At 74.5% G+C, this 18218-nt stretch carries 15 protein-coding genes and 1 tRNA gene; 6 read left to right on the forward strand and 10 right to left on the reverse strand.

Going from position 1 to position 18218, the window contains the following annotated elements:
* Positions 1 to 56: 56 nt before the first annotated feature.
* Both MODMU_RS23430 and MODMU_RS23435 read right to left on the reverse strand, forming a co-directional pair.
* Positions 57 to 2075 carry a hypothetical protein gene (locus MODMU_RS23430; RefSeq protein WP_014742882.1) on the reverse strand — a complete coding sequence of 673 codons (2019 nt, stop codon included), beginning with the start codon at positions 2073 to 2075 and terminating at the stop codon, positions 57 to 59.
* The gene (locus tag MODMU_RS23435; protein WP_014742883.1) at positions 2072 to 2353 is read right to left on the reverse strand and encodes a type VII secretion target; all 282 of its coding nucleotides are present in this window, start codon (positions 2351 to 2353) and stop codon (positions 2072 to 2074) included. Before MODMU_RS23435 ends, MODMU_RS23430 begins: the two co-directional genes overlap by 4 nt.
* Positions 2354 to 2516: 163 nt before the next feature.
* Here MODMU_RS23435 and MODMU_RS23440 point away from each other — a divergent pair, with 163 nt between their 5' ends.
* Positions 2517 to 2957, forward strand: a complete 441-nt coding sequence (locus MODMU_RS23440; protein ID WP_014742884.1) for a pilus assembly protein TadG-related protein — start codon at positions 2517 to 2519, stop codon at positions 2955 to 2957.
* Between the two features lie 55 nt (positions 2958 to 3012).
* Here the strand turns inward: MODMU_RS23440 and MODMU_RS23445 are convergent.
* A tRNA-Tyr gene (locus MODMU_RS23445) sits at positions 3013 to 3094 on the reverse strand.
* 95 nt (positions 3095 to 3189) lie between these two features.
* Between MODMU_RS23445 and MODMU_RS23450 the strand changes: the two genes are divergently transcribed.
* Together MODMU_RS23450 and MODMU_RS23455 are read left to right on the forward strand one after the other, a co-directional pair.
* Positions 3190 to 3681 (forward strand): YajQ family cyclic di-GMP-binding protein, encoded by a 492-nt coding sequence (locus tag MODMU_RS23450; RefSeq protein WP_014742885.1) that lies wholly within the window; start codon positions 3190 to 3192, stop codon positions 3679 to 3681.
* Positions 3682 to 3824: 143 nt separating this feature from the next.
* The gene (locus tag MODMU_RS23455) at positions 3825 to 4256 is read left to right on the forward strand and encodes a VOC family protein (RefSeq protein ID WP_014742886.1); all 432 of its coding nucleotides are present in this window, start codon (positions 3825 to 3827) and stop codon (positions 4254 to 4256) included.
* A gap of 13 nt (positions 4257 to 4269) precedes the next feature.
* On the opposite strand, the gene MODMU_RS23460 is transcribed toward MODMU_RS23455, so the two are convergent.
* The gene (locus MODMU_RS23460; protein WP_014742887.1) at positions 4270 to 5052 is read right to left on the reverse strand and encodes an SGNH/GDSL hydrolase family protein; all 783 of its coding nucleotides are present in this window, start codon (positions 5050 to 5052) and stop codon (positions 4270 to 4272) included.
* Between the two features lie 9 nt (positions 5053 to 5061).
* A complete protein-coding gene (htpX, locus tag MODMU_RS23465; RefSeq protein WP_041795572.1) occupies positions 5062 to 5940 on the reverse strand; it encodes a zinc metalloprotease HtpX in 879 nt (292 codons plus the stop codon).
* 157 nt (positions 5941 to 6097) lie between these two features.
* Between htpX and MODMU_RS23470 the strand changes: the two genes are divergently transcribed.
* The 3 genes from MODMU_RS23470 to MODMU_RS23480 all read left to right on the forward strand — a co-directional run bounded on the left by MODMU_RS23470 (position 6098) and on the right by MODMU_RS23480 (position 10602).
* Positions 6098 to 8101, forward strand: a complete 2004-nt coding sequence (locus MODMU_RS23470) for a 2-oxoacid:acceptor oxidoreductase subunit alpha (RefSeq protein ID WP_014742889.1) — start codon at positions 6098 to 6100, stop codon at positions 8099 to 8101.
* Positions 8098 to 9210: a 2-oxoacid:ferredoxin oxidoreductase subunit beta gene (locus tag MODMU_RS23475; RefSeq protein WP_014742890.1), complete on the forward strand. Its 1113-nt coding sequence runs from the start codon at positions 8098 to 8100 to the stop codon at positions 9208 to 9210. Before MODMU_RS23470 ends, MODMU_RS23475 begins: the two co-directional genes overlap by 4 nt.
* Before the next feature lie 72 nt (positions 9211 to 9282).
* Complete coding sequence (locus MODMU_RS23480) at positions 9283 to 10602, forward strand: cytochrome P450 (protein WP_014742891.1); 1320 nt, start codon at positions 9283 to 9285, stop codon at positions 10600 to 10602.
* 61 nt (positions 10603 to 10663) lie between these two features.
* On the opposite strand, the gene MODMU_RS23485 is transcribed toward MODMU_RS23480, so the two are convergent.
* From MODMU_RS23485 to nuoL, 5 genes are all read right to left on the reverse strand, one after another.
* Positions 10664 to 11887: a PQQ-dependent sugar dehydrogenase gene (locus MODMU_RS23485; protein ID WP_014742892.1), complete on the reverse strand. Its 1224-nt coding sequence runs from the start codon at positions 11885 to 11887 to the stop codon at positions 10664 to 10666.
* A 58-nt stretch (positions 11888 to 11945) separates the two neighbouring features.
* The gene (locus MODMU_RS23490; RefSeq protein WP_014742893.1) at positions 11946 to 12926 is read right to left on the reverse strand and encodes a polyprenyl synthetase family protein; all 981 of its coding nucleotides are present in this window, start codon (positions 12924 to 12926) and stop codon (positions 11946 to 11948) included.
* A gap of 157 nt (positions 12927 to 13083) precedes the next feature.
* The gene (gene nuoN / locus MODMU_RS23495) at positions 13084 to 14628 is read right to left on the reverse strand and encodes an NADH-quinone oxidoreductase subunit NuoN (RefSeq protein WP_014742894.1); all 1545 of its coding nucleotides are present in this window, start codon (positions 14626 to 14628) and stop codon (positions 13084 to 13086) included.
* Complete coding sequence (locus MODMU_RS23500) at positions 14628 to 16277, reverse strand: NADH-quinone oxidoreductase subunit M (protein WP_014742895.1); 1650 nt, start codon at positions 16275 to 16277, stop codon at positions 14628 to 14630. Before MODMU_RS23500 ends, nuoN begins: the two co-directional genes overlap by 1 nt.
* 28 nt (positions 16278 to 16305) lie before the next feature.
* Positions 16306 to 18210 carry an NADH-quinone oxidoreductase subunit L gene (nuoL, locus tag MODMU_RS23505; protein WP_014742896.1) on the reverse strand — a complete coding sequence of 635 codons (1905 nt, stop codon included), beginning with the start codon at positions 18208 to 18210 and terminating at the stop codon, positions 16306 to 16308.
* Between the last annotated feature and the right edge of the window lie 8 nt (positions 18211 to 18218).

The following is an 18218-nucleotide window of genomic DNA, read 5'->3' on the forward strand; positions in this document are numbered from 1 at the left end:
GAGCAGTTGTCCCGAGAGAGTGACGGCGCCGTCTGGCTCCACCCGATCCAGGTACATCATCCACCCCGCCGCGACCGGGAGGACAGGTCGGGCATCGGGACGTCGCCGAGCCGGTCCAGCAGCGACTCCTCCGGGGCGGCGAGCCGGCCCAGCTGCTCGGTCGTCCGCGCGAACCCGGCCCGGGCGGCCGCGTCGGCGGAGAGCGGTGCGCCGGGCACCGGACCGAGCCCGAGGACGGCACCGGCGAACCGCGCGGCGTCGTCGGCCGAGCGGACCCGGCCGGTGTCCGGGCCGATCTCCACGTCGCCGTCCACGTCGAGGAGGTCGGCCACCGGCGCCTCGGCGGCGTCCAGCAGGTCACCCGTCCGGCCCGTGACCAGGGACAGCGGCTGCTTCACCCCCAGCTCCCACAGCATCTGCGCGTCCACCGCCCGGCTCTGCGCGGCGCTCCAGGCCAGCGCGTACCGCAGCCGCTCCGCGTACTCGAGCAGCGCCACGTGCGCGCCGGCGACCTCGCCGGCCGACGCTCCCACGGCGCCGGACCGCAGCGCGCCCGTCACCGTTGCGGTGACCTCCTCCGCCGACCCCGCGTCGGTGGCCAGGTGCCCGAGCCCGCGCAGCGCGGCGTCGTCCTGCGGGCCGAGGGCGACGCCGGTGCCCGCGGCGTCGAGCACCGGCACCAGCACGCCCGGCTGACCGGCGACCAGGTCGGTGACGCTGCCGCGGACCGCGGCGAGCGCCCCGGCGCCGTCCAGCACCCGGCCGGTGCTGCCGGGGCCGAGCCCCTCCCCCAGTGCCTGCAGCGCGGCCCGGGCGGCGCGGCCGGCCCCGGGCCCGGCCGCCGCGAGCTCGATCACGGCCGCCAGGGAGCCGGTGCCCGCGGGCCAGCTGCGGGACAGCAGCGTGGTCCAGGTGGCCGGCTCGTCGAGCAGCAGGGCGGAGGCCTCCGAGTCGGCGGACCCGGCGAGGACGGTCAGCGCCGCGTCCACCGGGTCGGGCAGCAGGCCACCCCGGGTGCCGACCGCCCCGGCCGGTGCCCCCCGGGCGACCTCGCGGGCCAGCAGCTGACGACCCCAGGCGGCGGCCAGCGCTGACCCGGCGCCCGGGGCGGCGAGGACCAGCCCCATCGCCACCGCCCGGTCGTCCGCAGCACCGTCGGGGTCGTCGGCGCTCAACTGCACCGCGTCGAGGACCTCGGCGACCGGGCCGTCGGGGCGCGGCGGGCCGCCGAGCGCACCGGCCAGCAGACCGGCCAGCGGGCCCTCCTCCCCCGTGCCGGCGAGCCCCGCGAGGACCGACAGCAGCCAGGTGACGCCGTCGGCCCCCAGCCGCCCGACCAGCGCACCGGCGAAGGCGGGCCGCGAGGCGTACGGCTGCCAGCGCTGCACCGCGGAGGCGAGCGCCCCGGCCGTGCCGGGCCGGGTGAGCTGGTCGGCGGCCTGCGCTCCCAGCGTCGCGAGCGCCCCCGCCCCCCAGCCGGGCAGTGCTCCGGCCAGCCGGACGGTGACCGCGGCCGCGTCGCCCGGCCGGCCGGTGCCCCCGAACGGCCGGACGGCACCGCTGAGGACGGCGGCGGTCGCCGCGGCGTCCTCGGCGAGCAGCGCCAGCAGCGCCCGGTGCTCCGCGCCCCGGTCGGCGTCCTCCTCCGCGACGGCCCGGACCAGGGCCACGGCCTCGGCGGGCGCCGCCGCGACCCCGTTCTCCAGCGGGACGCCGACCAGCGCCGCCAGCCGGGCGCCGGCGTCGGCGAACCGGTGCCGCTGCTGGTCGCGCAGCGACGCCAGCCGGGCGAGCACGGTCAGCCAGAGCTCGTGGTGGTCGGCGAGCCGGGCGGCGGCTGCGGTCACCGCCTCGTGCAGGTCGGCGGCGACGGTGCGCGCCGCGCCCACCTCGGCCGCGGCGGCGCTGGCGTCGGCCCCCTGCCACCCGCTCGGCGTGCCGGCGGGCTGCAGGAGCTGCGCCGTGCGGTCCGCGGCGGAGGCCGCCGAGGTCAGCTGGTCGACCACCGAGCCGAGCGCCGCAGGCTGACCGGGCGGCTCGGGCAGCGCGACCGGCGGCGGGAGCAGGACGGTCACTGGGCGACGCCCCTGCCCAGCACCGGCAGCAGCCGCTCGTCCAGCCCGAGCCAGGAGTCCGCCGCCGTGGTCACCGCCGCCGACAGCCAGCCCAGCTCACCCGCCAGGCAACGGCCGGCGGTGCGCGCGGTCTCGCAGAATCCGGCCACCGCCGGACCCAGCGGCCCGCCCACCGGGTCGGCGTCGGCCGCGGTGGCCACCCGGGCCGCCTGGACCGCTGCCCCGTCGAGCACGCCGGCCAGCGCGTACAGCTCCGCGGGGACCACCTCGATCGCCATGCCCGGCAGTCTGCTGGCCGGACGCAGGACCGGACGGCGTCGTCCACAGGCCCGGTGCCCGCGCCCGGCGGGCCGGCCTGCGTCGTCCACACCGTCCACAGCCGCTGTCCACAACCGGTGGACATCCGTGCTCGCGGGCCACCCCGCCCTCTACGCTCCCCGCGTGCGACCGGGCAGCCTGCAGCTCACCGACCCCGAGGGCGGGTCGACGCTGCCCTTCGTGCTGGTCTGCTGGCTGGTCGCCGCGCTGATGGTGCTCGGCGCGATCGCCGCCTCCGACGCGTTCCTGGAGCAGCAGGAGGTGCAGTCGGCCTGCGACGGGGCTGCCCTGGCCGCGGCGAACGAGGCCGATGCGGCGGCGGTCTACGCGCAGGGCGCGGGCGCGCACCTGCCGTTGACCCAGTCGACCGCCGAGGCCGCGGTCGCCGACCAGCTCGCCGACGCCGGGGTGCGGCTGGACGCCTGGTCGGCGACGACCGACGGGACCGAGGTGACCGTGCGGTGCACCCGCTCGGTGCACATCGCCTTCGACTGGCTCTTCCTCGGCGGGCGGCCGCTGGAGCGCACCGCGGTGGCCAGCGCCCGCGCCCCGACCGTGGGCTGACCCCGGGGACGAGGACGGCCCCCGACCAGGAGGTCGGGGGCCGTCGCACCGGGTGTGGCGGGTGAAGGATTCGAACCTTCGTAGGCTAAGCCGACGGATTTACAGTCCGCTCCCATTGGCCACTCGGGCAACCCGCCGCTGTGCTGGTGCCGGATGAGCTTACAAGACGGTGGACGGCGGTCGGGGAGGTCCCCGGTCGAGCCCGCTCCACAGCGCGAGAGAGGAGACAGTCATGGCCGATGCGTCGTTCGACGTCGTCAGCAAGGTCGACCGCCAGGAGGTCGACAACGCGCTGAACCAGGCGGGCAAGGAGCTCTCGCAGCGCTTCGACTTCCGCGGGGTCAACGCGACCATCGCCTGGGCCGGCGAGGAGGCGGTGACCCTGCAGGCCGACACCGAGGAGCGGGTCGCCGCCGCGCTCGAGGTCTTCCGGGAGAAGCTGGTCAAGCGCGGCATCTCGATGAAGGCGCTGGACGCCGACGAGCCGCAGGCCTCCGGCAAGGTCTACAAGATCTCCGCCCGGATCCAGCAGGGCATCGCCTCGGACAAGGCCAAGCAGATCGCCAAGGCCATCCGCGACGAGGGGCCCAAGGGCGTGCAGGCGCAGATCCAGGGCGACCAGCTGCGGGTCAGCGGCAAGAAGCGCGACGACCTGCAGGCGGTCCAGCAGCTGCTCAAGGCCAAGGACTTCGAGATCGCCCTGCAGTTCGACAACTACCGCTGAGCCGAGGCCCCGGCGGCGGGTCCGCCCGCCGCCGGTGTGGGGCGGTCAGCCGTCGGTGAGGTGGTGGCCCGGAGCAGGGGGGCCGAGGACGCTGTCCCCCACGGTGCCGGAGCGGCCGGTGCCCCACCGGAGGAGCCAGGCAGATGACCACCACCCCACCCGCTCCCGGGCGCGGCGGGACCCCGACCGTGCAGGGTCTCGGCCATGTCGCGCTGACCGTCCGCGACCTGGCGGTCAGCGTCCCGTGGTACCAGGCGTTGATCGGGTCCGAGCCGGTCCTGGACGAGGACACCGGCCCCTTCCGGCACGTCGTCTTCGCCCTCGGCGACGCCCTGCTCGGGCTGCACCAGTTCCCGGACGCCGAGGCGGCGGTCCCGCACTCCGCGCGCCGGCCGGGGCTCGACCACGTGGCCTTCGCCGTGACCGACCGCGACCAGCTCAGCGCCTGGGCGGAGCGGCTCGACGCGATGGGCATCCCGCACGGCGACGTCGTCGACGCCGCCTACGGGTCGGGGATCTCCGTCGAGGACCCCGACGGCATCCCGCTGGAGCTCTTCGCGCCACCCGGCGGCTGAGCGCCGGCCGGGGTCAGCGGCTGGGCTCGTCCGCCAGGACGCCCGGGCCCGCCGGCACCAGCACCCAGTCCCGGTGCTTGCCGGTCCGGCCGTCCCCGGAGGAGCGGCGGGCCAGCCGGCGCAGCGCCCAGGGCAGCACGTGCTCGCGGTAGTAGCGGGCCTCGACGCCCAGCCGCCGGGCCTCGGCGGGGCCGGGGTCGATGACGTGCGCGGTGGCCGGGTACCCGAGCGCGTCGAGCACGAGGCCGGCAACCCGCCGGTGGCCGGCCGGGCCCAGGTGCAGCCGGTCGGCGGACCAGTACCCGGGACGGCGGAGCTCCTGGTCACCGAAGGCGTCCACGAACACCAGGCCGTGCCGGGCCGCCAGCTCGGCGACCGCCGCGGTCAGCGCCCGGCCCCGGCGGTGCATCGTCCGGCCGTAGGGGAGCCGGGCGGTGGGGTCCGCCCCGCTGAGCAGCACCAGCTGGACGCCCGCCTCGGCGCACCGCCGCACGGCCCGCTCGGTCAGCCCGACCAGCCGGTCGACGTCGCAGCCCGGCCGCATCATGTCGTTGCCGCCGCCGTTGAGCGTGATGAGCGTCGGCGCCGGGTCGAGGGCGAGCGCGGCCGGGAGCTGGTCGGTCACCACCGGTGCGAGCAGCCGGCCGCGCACCGCGGTGTTGGCGTAGTGAACCGGCTCGCCGGTGGCGGCGGCCAGCCCGGTCGCCACCAGGTCGGCCCACCCGCGCACCGAACCGTCGGGGAGCTCGTCGCCCATGCCCTCGGTGAAGCTGTCGCCGATCGCCGCGTAGTGCACGCCCCGAGCCTAGGCAGCAGGTCCCTGCTGCTCGCGGGCCATCTGCTGCAGCCGGGCGATCCGCTCCGCCATCGGCGGGTGGGTGGCGAACATCGAGGCCATCCCCTGCCCGCGGAACGGGTTCGCGATCATCAGGTGGCTCTGGGTCACCAGCCGGTCGTCCTGGGGCAGCGGTCGTGCCGCCACGCCCCGCTCGAGCTTGGCCAGGGCGCTGGCCAGCGCCAGCGGGTCGTGCGACAGCTGGGCACCCGAGGCGTCGGCCTGGTACTCCCGGCTGCGGCTGACCGCCATCTGGACCAGGCCGGCCGCGACCGGGCCGAGGAAGACCAGCAGCAGCCCGCCCAGGGCGCCGCCGCCCTCCCGGTCGTCGGAGCGCCCGCCGAACAGCGACGCGAACATCGCCATGTGGGCCAGGTAGGTGATCACCGTGGCCATCGCCCCGGCGACCGAGCTGATCAGGATGTCGCGGTTGTAGACGTGCGAGAGCTCGTGGGCCAGCACCCCCCGCAGCTCTCGCCGGTCCAGCAGCTCCAGGATCCCCTGGGTGCAGCAGACCGCGGCGTTGCGCGGGTTGCGGCCGGTCGCGAAGGCGTTGGGCTGGTTGGTCGGGCTGACGTAGAGCCGCGGCATCGGCTGGCGGGCCTCGGTGGCCAGCTCGCGCACGATCGCGTACATCTGCGGCGCCTGCGTCTCGGTGACCGGGAAGGCGCGCATGGCCCGCAGGGCCAGCTTGTCGGAGTTGAAGTACGCCCAGCCGTTGACGCCGAGCGCGAGGACCAGGGCGATGAGCAGCCCGCCCCGGCCGAAGAAGCTGCCGACCAGCAGGATGACGCCCGCCATGAGGCCGAGCAGCACTGCGGTCTTCAGACCGTTGGTCCACCGTTGCACGCGGGTAGAACGCGGTCGCACCAGCCGCCGTTCCCCTGACCAGCGCCCTCCCCCGGGCAAGGCAAGGCGACCCTGTGTGGGTTGCCTCACGTTCCCCCGCTCCCCGGTCGCTCCCGGCGGCCCGCACGTAACCTGAGCGGTCGGAGGTACCTCACAGATGACTGGCACCAACCCCGGAATCAGCCCCGCCGAGAGCGGCGTTGCCACCGGCATGGACCCCGCAACCCGCAGCTCCGCCCCCGGTGGCCTGGTGAAGAGCGTCGTCGCGCTCGACCGCGTCGTCATCCGGCTGGCCGGGGACTCCGGGGACGGCATGCAGCTGACCGGCGGTCGCTTCACCAGCGAGACCGCCACGTTCGGCAACGACCTGTCGACCCTGCCCAACTTCCCCGCCGAGATCCGGGCGCCAACGGGGACCCTGCCGGGTGTCAGCTCCTTCCAGCTGCACTTCGCCGACCACGACATCATGACCCCGGGTGACGCACCCGACGTCCTGGTCGTGATGAACCCGGCGGCGCTGAAGGCCAACCTCGTCGACCTGCCCGGCGGCGGCCTGCTGATCGCGGACTCCGACGAGTTCACCCCGCGCAACCTGGCCAAGGTCGGCTACGCGTCCAACCCGCTCGAGGACGGCTCGCTGGACAAGTGGCAGCTGGTCAGCGTGCCGCTGACCTCGATGACCACCGACGCGCTCGCCGACTCCGGGCTCGGCAAGAAGGAGGCCGAGCGGAGCAAGAACATGTTCACCCTCGGCCTGCTCAGCTGGATGTACCACCGGCCCACCGAGGGCACGATCCGCTTCCTCGAGCGCCAGTTCCGCCGCAAGCCGCAGATCGCCGCGGCCAACATCGCCGCGTTCCGGGCCGGCTTCAACTACGGCGAGACGACCGAGGCCTTCGCGGTCTCCTACGAGGTCAAGCCCGCCCCGATGGCGCCGGGCAAGTACCGGCACATCTCCGGCAACCAGGCGCTGGCCTACGGGATCGTCGCCGCCGGGCAGCGCTCCGGCCTGCCGGTGTTCCTCGGCGCCTACCCGATCACCCCGGCCAGCGACATCCTCCACGAGCTGTCCAAGCACAAGTCCTTCGGCGTGCGCACCTTCCAGGCCGAGGACGAGATCGCCGGGATCGGCGCCGCGCTCGGCGCCTCCTTCGGTGGCGCGCTGGGCGTGACGACGACGTCCGGGCCGGGTGTCGCCCTCAAGGCCGAGACCATCGGCCTGGCCGTCATGACCGAGCTGCCGCTGCTCATCGTCGACGTGCAGCGCGGCGGCCCCTCGACCGGGCTGCCCACCAAGACCGAGCAGTCGGACCTGCTGCAGGCGCTGTTCGGCCGCAACGGCGAGGCTCCCGTGCCGGTGATCGCCCCGCGCTCCCCCGGTGACTGCTTCGACGCCACGCTCGAGGCGACCCGGATCGCGCTGACCTACCGGACGCCGGTCATCCTGCTGTCGGACGGCTACCTGGCCAACGGCGCCGAGCCGTGGTCCATCCCGGCCGTCGACGAGCTGCCCGACCTGCGGGTGGAGTTCGCGACCGCGCCCAACGGCAGCGCCGAGGACGGCACCGAGGGCCAGTTCCTGCCCTACCTGCGCGACCCGGAGACGCTGGCCCGCCCGTGGGCGGTGCCGGGCACCGCCGGGCTGCAGCACCGGATCGGTGGGCTGGAGAAGGCCGACAAGACCGGCAACATCTCCTACGACCCGGCCAACCACGACTTCATGACCCGCACCCGGCAGGCCAAGATCGACGGCATCGCCGCGTCGATCCCGCCGACCGAGGTCGACGACCCGGACGGCGACGCGTCGGTCGCCGTCATCGGCTGGGGCTCCACCTACGGCCCGATCGGCGCCGCCTGCCGGCGGATCCGCGCCTCGGGCCGGTCGGTCGCCCAGGTGCACCTGCGCCACCTCAACCCGCTGCCGGCCGACCTCGGCGAGATCCTCGCCCGCTACGACCGGGTCGTCTGCCCCGAGATGAACCTCGGGCAGCTGGCCCTGCTGCTGCGGGCGAAGTACCTGGTCGACGTGCACAGCCACACCCAGGTCCGCGGGCTGCCCTTCCGGGCGGCCGAGCTGGCCGCCGTGCTGCAGGACGTCATCGACAGCACCACCCCCACCGCGGCCCCGCTCGAGGCCGCCCCGAACGGAGCAGTCCTGTGACCGCCACCCCGCACGTGCACGACCTCGGCATGCCCGCCGGCCCCGACGTCACCACCGTCGCCGGTGCCATCGACGCCTCGATCGCGGCCAACGGCCCGAAGCAGACCGAGCTCAAGGCCAAGGACCTCAAGACCGACCAGGAGGTGCGCTGGTGCCCCGGGTGCGGTGACTACGTCATCCTCAACGCGGTCCAGAGCTTCCTGCCCAGCCTCGGCATCGCCCGCGAGGACATGGTCATCGTCTCCGGCATCGGGTGCTCGAGCCGCTTCCCGTACTACATGAACACCTACGGGATGCACTCGATCCACGGCCGGGCCCCGGCCATCGCGACCGGCCTGGCTGCCTCCCGCCCGGACCTGTCGGTGTGGGTCGTCACCGGTGACGGCGACGCGCTGTCCATCGGCGGCAACCACCTGATCCACACGCTGCGCCGCAACGTGAACCTGACGATCCTGCTGTTCAACAACCGGATCTACGGGCTCACCAAGGGCCAGTACTCGCCGACGTCGGAGGTCGGGAAGGTCACCAAGTCCACCCCGATGGGCTCGCTGGACCACCCGTTCAACCCGGTGTCGCTCGCCCTCGGCGCGGACGCCACCTTCGTCGGCCGGGCGATGGACTCCGACCGCAAGGGCCTCACCGACGTGCTCCGGCAGGCCGCCGAGCACCAGGGCACCTCGCTGGTGGAGATCTACCAGAACTGCAACATCTTCAACGACGGCGCCTTCGAGCTGCTCAAGGACCCGACCACCGGCCCGATGTGGACCATCCCGCTGGTCCACGGCGAGCCGCTGGTCTTCGGCCCGGGCGGTGCCTCCTGCGTCGTCCGCGACGACTTCGGCGGGCTGCGGATCGCCGAGACCAACCAGGTCGACGCCGCGCAGATCGTGGTGCACGACGCCCACCGCGAGGACCCCTCGTACGCGTTCGCGCTGTCCCGGCTGTCCAGCCAGGACCTGCGCTACACGCCGATGGGCGTCTTCCGGAAGGTCAGCAAGCCCAGCTACGACCGGATGATGACCGACCAGCTCGAGGACGCCGCCGCGCAGGAGCCGGCCGACCTCGACGCCCTGCTCGCCGGCAACGACAGCTGGACCGTCAGCGCCTGATCGCAGTCGGACGCCCGTGGCCCAGGACCCTCGGGTCCTGGGCCACGGGCGTCCACCGGCGAGGATGGCAGCATGGACGTCGTGGTCAGCCGGCTCGTCGAGGACGCCGTCCTGGCGGCCCGGATCGGGGCGATGCGCGCCGGTGGGCTGGCGCTGGCCGTGGGCGGAGACCGGGTCGCCCGGCTGCTGCACCGGCCGTGGCGGCGGGACCCCTACCCCGTGTACGCCGAGCTGCGCGCGGCCCAGACCCGGCCCGGCGGTGGCCCGGTCCGCAGCCGGATCGGGATCACGGCGCTGGCCACCCACGCCTCGTGCGAGGCGGTGCTGCGCGACCGGCGCTTCGGCGTGCAGCCCGCCGGTGGCGGGAGCCGGCTGGGCGGCAGGGCGGCCGAGACCGGGGACGGCGGCTCGCTGCTGGAGCCGCTGGACCTGTCGCTGCTGACCCTGGACCCACCCGACCACACCCGGCTCCGCCGGCTCGCCCAGCCGGCGTTCGCCCCCCGACGGCTCGCCCACTACCGCACGGTCGCCGAGCGGGTGACCGGCGAGCTGCTCGACGCCGCCGTGGCGCGCAGCCGGACCGAGGGGCGCTTCGACCTGGTGCGCGACCTGGCCTCGCCGCTGCCGATCGCGGTCATCTCCGCGCTGCTCGACGTCCCGGAGGTCGACGACGAGCGGTTCGCCCGGTGGGGACGCGCCCTGGGCACCGCGCTGGACGGCGTCCGCTCCCCCACCCACGCGCGAGAGCTGGCCGACGCCCGGACCGCCCTGCGGTCGATGCTCGCCGGCCTGCTCGACCAGCGGCGGGCCGACCCGGGCGAGGACGTGCTGTCCGCGCTGGCCACCGCGGTCGACGGCGACGGCGCCACCGTGGACGAGGCCCTCGCGCTGGCCCAACTGCTGCTCGTGGCCGGCTTCGAGACCACGACCAACCTGATCGGCAACGCGGTGCAGGCCCTGCAGCGCACGCCCGGGCACTGGGCCGCGCTCGCCGCGGACCCGGGGCTGGCCGCCGCGGCCGTCGAGGAGACGCTGCGGTTCGACCCACCGGTGCAGCTGACCGCCCGGTTCGCGCACGAGGACCTCGAGGTGGACGGCGTCCCGCTGCGTCGCGACAGCGGCGTCCTGGTGCTGCTGGCCGCCGCCAACCGGGACCCGGCGGTGCACCCGGACCCGGACCGCTTCGACCTGCACCGCGAGCAGGCCGCGCCGCACCTCGCGTTCTCCGGCGGGGTGCACTACTGCCTGGGCGCGCCGCTGGCCCGGCTGGAGGGCGAGGTGGCGCTGCGCGTGCTGGCCGAGCGGGCGCCGCGGCTGCGGCTGGCCGGCCGGGCGGTGCCGCGGGTGGCGACGGTGCTCCGCGGACCGCTCAGCCTGCCGGTGACGGCCTGAAGGACCCCCTCCTCCCCACCCCTCGCAGGCTCGGGGCGGTGCCCTGGAGGGGGCCGGGACATCAGACCTGCGGCGTCACCTTGAGCAGCTGGTCCTCGCCGTCGCCGTTGTCGGTGGTCAGGTACAGCGCGCCGTCCGCGCCCTGCACCGGGGAGCGGACGCGGCCGTAGGAGTCCTCCAGCTCGGGCACCCGGAACTGCTCGACCAGCTGCCCGGAGTCGTCGACGCGCAGCCCGAGCACCCCGGTGTCCTTCTGCACGCCCACCAGCAGCACGCCGGCGTAGCCGCCCCACGCGTCGCCGTCGAGGAAGGTCGCGCCGCTGGTGGCGATCGTCGGGTCGCCGGAGGACCAGACGGCTTCGATGGCGCCCGGGATGTCCGGGTCGGTCATCGGCACGCTCTCGTCGTAGCTGCCCTCCGGGCCGGCGGGTGCGCCGTCCGGGTCGTAGCCGTAGTCACCGCCGGCGACCGACCGGTTGACCTCGTCGTCGCGGTCGGTGCCCTGCTCGACCGTGTACACCTGCTGCGTCCCCGGCTGGGTCGCGATGCCCTGGACGTTGCGGTGCCCGTAGCTCCAGATCAGCCGGGTCGTCGGATCCTCGGCGTCCAGGAAGGGGTTGCCGGCCGACGGCTGCCCGGTCTGCGGGTCGATCCGCAGCACCTTGCCGGCCAGCGTGCCGAGGTCCTGCGGGTTGCTGCCCACCGCGTTGTCGCCGGTGCCGACGAGGAGCTGGCCGGTGGGGTCGAACCGCGGACGGCAGCCGCCGTGCCGGCCGCTGCCCTCGTTGACCGGGATGCCGCCGAGCAGCGGGTCGGCGACCCGGGTGGCCGCCGTCCAGCCCTCGTCGACGGTCCAGGCGATCACCTGGATCTCCGCGTCGCCGTCCTCCTCGACGCCCTGGCAGGTGTAGAACCGCCGGTTGTCGGCGAAGGCGGGGTCGAGGACCAGGCCCATGAGGCCCGTCTCACCGGTGGCGAACAGGTCGTCGAGGTCGGCGTCGACCGACCGGACGGCGCCGTCGGGCCGGACGGCGGTGAAGCCGCCCCCGCGCTCGTCGACCAGCAGCGTCCCGTCCGGCGCCTGCGCCACGTCCCACGGGTGGTCCAGGCCGTCGGCGAGCACCTGCACGTCGAGCGCCGGGACGCCCGCCGACGACGACGCCTGCGCGCTGTCCGGGACGTCGGTGGCCGCCTCGTCGCCCTCGGCACCGGGGAGGTCGCTGCCGCAACCGGCGAGGAGCATTGCGGCGACCAGCGCGCCGACGGTCACCGGGGCGCGTCGCATGCCCCCCAGCATCCCCGCCGGCGGCGCATCGCGCTCCACCGGGTCGTGCGCGATCCGATCAGCTGGTGCGGGTGACCACGTAGGTGCAGAGCGCGGCCAGCGCGTCGCGCACCGGGCCGTCCGGGACGGCGTCCAGCCGGGCACGGGCCCGGTCGGCGTAGTCGCCCAGCACGGCGGTGGCCCGGGCCAGCGACTGCGACCGGCGCAGCAGCTCGAGGGCCTCGGCGTGCTCGGCCTCGTCGACGACCGGCCCGGCGACGAGCTCGCGCAGCCGCGCCTCGGCCGGGTCGTCACCGGCGAGGGCGAACAGCACCGGCAGGGTGGCGATGCCCTCCCGCAGGTCGGTGCCCGGCGACTTCCCGGAGGCCCCGCCCTCGCTGACGATGTCGATCAGGTCGTCGGAGAGCTGGAAGGCCACGCCGACCTCCTCGCCGAACGCGGTGAGCGCGGTGACCAGCGCGGCGTCGACGCCGGCGAAGGTCGCGCCGAACCGGGCCGAGGTGGCCACCAGCGAGCCGGTCTTGTCGGCCAGCACGGCGAGGTAGTGGTCGACCGGGTCCTCGCCCGGCTGGGCCCCGACGGTCTCCCGCAGCTGGCCGGTGACCAGCCGCTCGAAGGTCTTCGCCTGGATGCGCACCGCGTCGGGACCGAGGTCGGCGAGCAGGTCCGACGCCCGGGCGAAGAGGAAGTCGCCGGTGAGGATGGCGACGCTGTTGCTCCACCGGCTGTTCGCGCTGGGGGCGCCGCGGCGCACGGACGCCTCGTCCATCACGTCGTCGTGGTACAGCGTGGCCAGGTGGGTGAGCTCGCACACCACGGCGGCGTCGACGACCTCGGCGGCGGTGCCGTCGCCCAGCTGGGCGGCCAGCAGCGCGAGCATCGGCCGGAACCGCTTGCCGCCCGCCGACATCAGGTGGCCGGCCGCCTCGCTGACGAACGCGTGGTCGCTGGCCACCGCGGTGCCCAGCGCGTCCTCGACCCGGGCCAGGCCCTCGGCCATGACCGTGCCCAGCTCACCGTCGGGCAGCCACGGCCCCACGGACGAGGCGGGCGTGGAAGGCCGGTGCCACAACGGGGACTCCTGGTGGTCTCTGCGTCCACGGGCCAGGGGGCTGGTCGTGCCGGCTCCGGTCATCAACCGCTGAAGATACAGCCCGTCGCGCGGACGCCTCGCCGACGACCTCCGGGCGGGCGGCTCAGCCGACCAGGACGGCGGCCTGCTCGGCCAGGTCCAGCACCGCTCCCGGGAGGATGCCGAGCACCAGCGTGGCCGCCGCGGTGATCGCCAGCACGATGGTGGTGGGGAGCCCGGGCACGCCGACGGTGGGACCGTCCGGCGCCGCCGGCGAGAAGTACATGAGGACGACGACCCGCAGGTAGAAGAACGCCGCGATCGCGCTCGCCACCAGCGCGATGACCACCAGCGGCCACGCGCCGTCCTCGATCGCCGCCCGGAAGACGGCGAACTTGGCGGTGAAGCCGCTGGTGAGCGGGATCCCGGCCAGGGCCAGCAGCAGGAAGGTCATCAGCGCGGCGACGACCGGGGAGCGCTGCGCGAGACCGGCCCACTGCGACAGGTGCGTGGCCTCGCCGTCGCCGTCCCGGACGAGGGTGAGCAGCCCGAAGGCGCCGAGCGTGGTCAGGCCGTAGGTGAGCAGGTAGAACATCGTGGCGGCCAGGCCGTACCCGCTGTCGCCGGGGCCGAGCCCGATCACGCCGGTGAGCAGGAAGCCGGCGTGCGCGATCGAGGAGTAGGCGAGCATCCGCTTGAGGTCGGTCTGGGTGAGCCCGAGCACGGCGCCGACCAGCATCGACACGATCGCCAGGCCGTAGATCAGCGGCCGCCAGGTCCAGTCGGCGGTGCCGAAGGCGACGTACAGCAGGCGCAGCACGGCCCCGAACGCGGCGACCTTGGTGGCGGCGGCCATGAACGCGGTGACCGCCGTGGGGGCGCCCTGGTAGACGTCCGGCGTCCAGGTGTGGAAGGGCGCGACGCTGGCCTTGAACATCAGCCCGACCACCAGCAGGGCCAGGCCGAGCACCATGAGGGTGTCCCCGCCCTCGGTGACCGCGGCTTCGCGGATGGCGCTGAGCCGCACGCTGCCGGTGGCGCCGTAGACCAGCGCCAGCCCGTACAGGAAGAAGGCGGAGGCGAAGGCGCCGAGCAGGAAGTACTTGACCGCGGCCTCCTGGGACAGCAGCCGGCGCCGCCGGGCCAGCCCGGAGAGCAGGTACAGCGGCAGGCTGAGCACCTCGAGCGCGACGAACATGATGAGCAGGTCGTTGGAGGCGGTGAACAGCATCATCCCGCCGAGGGCGAAGCTCGCCAGCGGGTAGACCTCGGTCTGCACCCGGGTCGAGGTCGCCAGCTCGCGGTCGCGCACGCTGCCGGCGGGCACCGCGGCCACGGCGACGAAGGCCGAGCGCGCCGGGTCGACCGCGCGCTCGCTGAACAGCAGCACCGACAGCGCCCCGAGGACGGCGATGGTGCCCTGCAGGAACAGCGCGGCGCCGTCGACCGCGAGCGCACCGCCGGCGGTCACCGTCTCCGTGCCGGCCAGCAGCACGGTCGAGACGAACGCGCCGAGGGTGCCGACCAGCGCGATCGCCACCTGCACCGGGTGCCGGACGGCGCGCGGCGCGAAGGCCTCGACCAGCACCCCGACCGCGGCGGCGCCGAACACGAACAGCAGCGGCGCCAGCGCGGTGTAGGACAGGGAGGGGGCGGTGATCGAGCCCATCAGTCGGTCCCTCCGGGGGCTTCGGGGGCGCTGCCCGCGGGGTCGGCGCCGACGTCGCTCATGGTGGCCTGCACCGCCGGCTGGACCAGGTCGATGAGCGGCTGCGGGTACACGCCGAGCCCGATGACCAGCGCCACCAGCGGCGCCACGACGGCGAGCTCACGGCGGGAGAGGTCGCGCAGCACCGACGTGCGGGCCGGCGCCGGCGCGGTGAGGACGGCGGTGCTGCCCCCACCGTCGGCCGGCGCGGCGTCGTCCGGCGGCGGGGCGTCGTCCGGCGGCGGGGCGTCGTCCGGCGGCGGGGCCAGCACCCCGCGCGGCGGTCCGTGGAAGACCCGCTGGTACATGAGCAGCACGTACAGCGCGGCCAGCACGATGCCGGTGGTGGCCAGGATGGTGAACACCGGCTCCCGCGGGAACGAGCCGATGAGCACGAGGAACTCGCTGACGAAGCTGTTGGTGCCCGGCAGCGCCAGCGACGCCAGGCCGGCGAGCAGGAACACCCCGGCCAGCAGCGGCGCCTTCGCGGCCAGGCCGCCGTAGTCGCGGATCTGCCGGGAACCACCGCGGGTGATGACCATGCCCACGACGAGGAACAGCAGGCCGGTCGCGATGCCGTGGTTGACCATGTACAGCACCGCACCGGTGGCGGCCTCGGTGCTGAAGGCGAAGATGCCGACCGCGATGAAGCCGAAGTGCGCGACCGACGTGTAGGACACCAGCCGCTTCATGTCCTGCTGCCCCATCGCGACCAGCGCGGCGTACAGCACCCCGATCACCGCGGGCACCAGCACCAGCGGGGCCAGCTCGCGCGAGGCGTCGGGGAACAGCGGCAGGCAGTAGCGCAGGAAGCCGAAGGTGCCCACCTTGTCCATCACCCCGACCAGCAGCACGGCGCTGCCGACGGGGGCCTCGGCACCGGCGTCGGGCAGCCAGGTGTGGAAGGGCACCAGCGGTGCCTTGATCGCGAAGGCGACGAAGAAGCCGAGGAACAGCAGCTTCTGCACGCCCGGGTCGATGTCCAGCTGGCGCAGCGCGTCGAAGGCGAAGGTGCCCTCGCCGAGCTGGGAGTTGCTCACCACGTACAGCCCGATGACCGAGGCCAGCATGACCAGCCCGCCGAGCAGGCTGTAGAGGAAGAACTTCACCGCGGCGTACTGCCGGTTCGGGCCGCCGAAGCTGCCGATCAGGAAGTACATCGGGATGAGCATCGCCTCGAAGAAGACGTAGAACAGGAAGACGTCGGTGGCGGCGAAGACCCCCACCATCATCGACTCCAGCAGCAGCAGCCAGGCCCAGTAGGTGCGCATGGAGCGGTTCCCGGTGGCCCGCTCGTCCCAGGACGAGCCGATGACGACCGGCACCAGCACCGCCAGGAGCAGCAGCATCACCAGGGCGATGCCGTCGACGCCGAGGGCGAAGCTGACGCCGAAGTCCGCGATCCAGCTGACCGAGGTGGTGAGCTGGAACCGGTCACCGCCGGTGTCGAAGGCGACCGTGGCCAGCACCGCGAGCAGCAGCACGAGCAGGCTCACCGCCATGGCCAGCCCGCGGGCCAGCGCCTGCCGGGTCGGCGGCAGGGCGGCGAGCACGGCCGCCCCCGCCGCGGGCACCGCGATCATCGCCAGCAGGAACGGGAAGTCGCTCACCGGGTCACCTCTCCAGAGCCGACGACGGTCATGCCGTCGTCACCGCGACCAGTGCGCCGGCGACCAGCACCGCGCCGCCGAGCATGCCGAGGGCGTAGCTGCGGACGAAGCCGGTCTGCGCGCGGCCCAGCCGGGACGACGAGCCACCGAGGGCCGCCGCCGTCCCGTTCACGACGCCGTCGACGCCGCGGTTGTCCAGCCAGACGAGCGCGCGGGTCAGCCACATGCCCGGGCGCATGAACACCGACTCGTTGACCGCGTCGGCGTACAGCCCGCGGCGGGCGGCGGCGACGACCGGCGAGACCCGGGCCGGCGCGGTGAGCGGCACCTCCCGGCGGCCGACGAACAGCCAGGCCGCGCCGATGCCGAGCGCCATGACGACGAACACCACGATCCCGACGGTCAGCGGGGCGACGACGTGCGCCGCCTCCTCCGGCTCGCCGAAGACCGGGGCCAGCCACGTCTCGAGGGGGAACGCCTGCACCAGCACGAAGCCGGCGAGCACCGAGCCGACCGCCAGCACCACCATCGGCGCGGTCATCACCGGCGGCGACTCGTGCGGGTGGACGCCGTCCTCCCACCGGGCCCGGCCGAAGAAGGTCATCAGCATCAGCCGGGTCATGTAGAACGCGGTGAGCCCGGCGCCCAGGACGGCGACCCCGCCGAGCAGCCACCCGGAGGCGCCGCCGCGGTTCAGGGCCGCCTCGATGATCGCGTCCTTGGTCCACCAGCCCGACAGCAGCGGGAAGCCGATCAGCGCCAGGTAGCCCAGCCCGAACGTGACGAACGTGATCGGCAGCTTCCGGGCCAGCCCGCCGTAGCGGCGCATGTCGACCGAGTCGTTCATCGCGTGCATGACCGACCCCGCGCCGAGGAACAGCCCGGCCTTGAAGAAGCCGTGCGCGAGCAGGTGCGCGATGCCGGCGGCGTAGCCGACCGGGCCCAGCCCCACGGCGAGGAACATGTAGCCGATCTGGCTGACCGTGGAGTACGCCAGCACCTTCTTGATGTCGTCGTAGGCGCAGCCGACGATCGCGCCGATCATCAGGGTGATCGCGCCGATGACCAGGACGACGGTGCGGGCGGTGGCGGTCTCGTCGAACACCGGGGCGCTGCGGGCGATCAGGTAGACCCCGGCGGTGACCATGGTCGCCGCGTGGATGAGCGCGGAGACCGGGGTCGGGCCCTCCATCGCGTCGGGCAGCCAGGCCTGCAGCGGGAACTGGCCGGACTTGCCGCAGGCGCCGAGCAGGAGCAGCAGCCCCATCGCGGTGACGGTGCCGCCGGCCAGCAGCCCGACCTGGCCGAACACACCGGCGTAGGACGTCGTCCCGAGCTGGGCGAACATCAGGAAGATCGCCAGCGCCAGCCCGACGTCGCCGACCCGGTTCATGATGAAGGCCTTCTTCGCCGCCGTGGCCGCGGCCGGGCGGGTGTACCAGAAGGCGATGAGCAGGTAGGACGCCAGCCCGACGCCCTCCCAGCCGACGTAGAGGGCCACGTAGCTGTTGCCGAGGACCAGCAGCAGCATCGCCGCGACGAAGAGGTTCAGGTAGGCGAAGAACCGCCGGCGCGCGGGGTCGTGCGCCATGTAGCCGATCGAGTAGACGTGGATGAGCGCACCCACGCCGGTGATCAGCAGGACGAAGACCGCCGACAGCGGGTCGAACAGCAGCCCGGCCTCGACGTCGAGGTTGCCGGTGCGGATGAACGTGAACAGGTCGACGCTGGCCGACCGCTCGTCCAGCCCGGCCAGCTGCACGGTGCAGACCAGCCCGACGACGAAGGCGGCGACGACGGTGCCGGTGCCCAGCAGGTGGCCCCAGCGGTCGGTGCGCCGGCCGCCGAGCAGCAGCACCGCCGCCCCTGCCAGGGGCAGCGCGATGAGCAACCAGGAGGCAGCGAGCATCCCGGTCGCGGGGGTGGTCTCCATCAGCCGGC

Origin of the sequence: Modestobacter italicus (assembly GCF_000306785.1) — a bacterium.
Taxonomy (GTDB): domain Bacteria; phylum Actinomycetota; class Actinomycetes; order Mycobacteriales; family Geodermatophilaceae; genus Modestobacter; species Modestobacter italicus.

Excerpts from the sequence above, each read along its gene's own strand:
- MODMU_RS23450 (WP_014742885.1), top strand. The coding sequence starts at position 3,190 with ATGGCCGATGCGTCGTTCGACGTCGTCAGCAAGGTCGACCGCCAGGAG.
- MODMU_RS23435 (WP_014742883.1), bottom strand. The coding sequence starts at position 2,353 with ATGGCGATCGAGGTGGTCCCCGCGGAGCTGTACGCGCTGGCCGGCGTG.
- nuoN (WP_014742894.1), bottom strand. The coding sequence starts at position 14,628 with ATGGGCTCGATCACCGCCCCCTCCCTGTCCTACACCGCGCTGGCGCCG.
- MODMU_RS23455 (WP_014742886.1), top strand. The coding sequence starts at position 3,825 with ATGACCACCACCCCACCCGCTCCCGGGCGCGGCGGGACCCCGACCGTG.
- MODMU_RS23480 (WP_014742891.1), top strand. The coding sequence starts at position 9,283 with ATGGACGTCGTGGTCAGCCGGCTCGTCGAGGACGCCGTCCTGGCGGCC.
- MODMU_RS23470 (WP_014742889.1), top strand. The coding sequence starts at position 6,098 with ATGACTGGCACCAACCCCGGAATCAGCCCCGCCGAGAGCGGCGTTGCC.
- nuoL (WP_014742896.1), bottom strand. The coding sequence starts at position 18,210 with ATGGAGACCACCCCCGCGACCGGGATGCTCGCTGCCTCCTGGTTGCTC.
- MODMU_RS23485 (WP_014742892.1), bottom strand. The coding sequence starts at position 11,887 with ATGCGACGCGCCCCGGTGACCGTCGGCGCGCTGGTCGCCGCAATGCTC.